Below are 738 nucleotides of genomic sequence, written 5' to 3' on the forward strand. Positions count from 1 at the left end.
CACCTGAAAAAATAGCCTGGCTGCTACGTCGCTTGAGCTGTAGCCATCAGGCATTCCATGCAGGCGGTTAACGTCAATCCGGAGATCTTCAATACTTATACCCATTCCTCCGTGAGCGACTGACGAACGGTATCGCCAAGTTTTTGCCATTCCTTCAATGGATTGATCTTCCTCGGTCATCAGAACACCCGAGGACAACTGCCACCCAATCCTGTTTGAAAGCAGAGATTAGTAAGTTCGTCATAACGTGTTGTTACATCGTGAAAAGGCTTACTCCCGACCTACCGATGCGCTCAACGCCATTTATGACGACGACAGTGCGCTGAAATCAGAAGTCTCAGATTTTTCTGAGAACCGGACGCGTCCTACACGTGCATCCTTGATCGCTGTAATAGTCTACTCAGCCGATTGATTGAGTACGAGAAGGTTACCCATGGCGAACACTGGTTATATGTCGATCACCGGTAAGGTTCAAGGATTGATTTCAGCGGGTTGTTCAAGTCAGGAATCGATAGGTAATAAGTGTCAGCCGGGCCATTTAGATGAAATCATGGTGCTCTCATACAGCCATAACATGGCCAATATTGGCAACGTGAACAAGCCGACGCATCGCCCAATTGTGCTCACAAAAAATGTTGATAAATCGTCACCCTTACTCGCTCAAGCGCTTTCAAGTAGAGAGGAGATTGAATGTACGATTAACTTTTATCGAATATCTTCCTTTGGACAGCAGCAAAA

At 46.3% G+C, this 738-nt stretch carries 2 protein-coding genes; one reads left to right on the forward strand and one right to left on the reverse strand.

The features are described 5' to 3' along the window. The coding region (locus NTD89_RS17045) for a hypothetical protein (protein ID WP_262208739.1) at positions 1–180 on the reverse strand (180 nt) is incomplete at its 3' end. 253 nt (positions 181–433) lie between these two features. On the opposite strand from NTD89_RS17045, the gene tssD reads away from it, so the two are divergent. Continuing rightward, positions 434–738: type VI secretion system tube protein TssD (gene tssD, locus NTD89_RS17050; RefSeq protein ID WP_262208741.1), on the forward strand; the 305-nt coding region annotated here is incomplete at its 3' end.

The sequence above is a fragment of the Pseudomonas sp. 14P_5.3_Bac1 genome, assembly GCF_025466135.1.
Lineage (GTDB): Bacteria > Pseudomonadota > Gammaproteobacteria > Pseudomonadales > Pseudomonadaceae > Aquipseudomonas.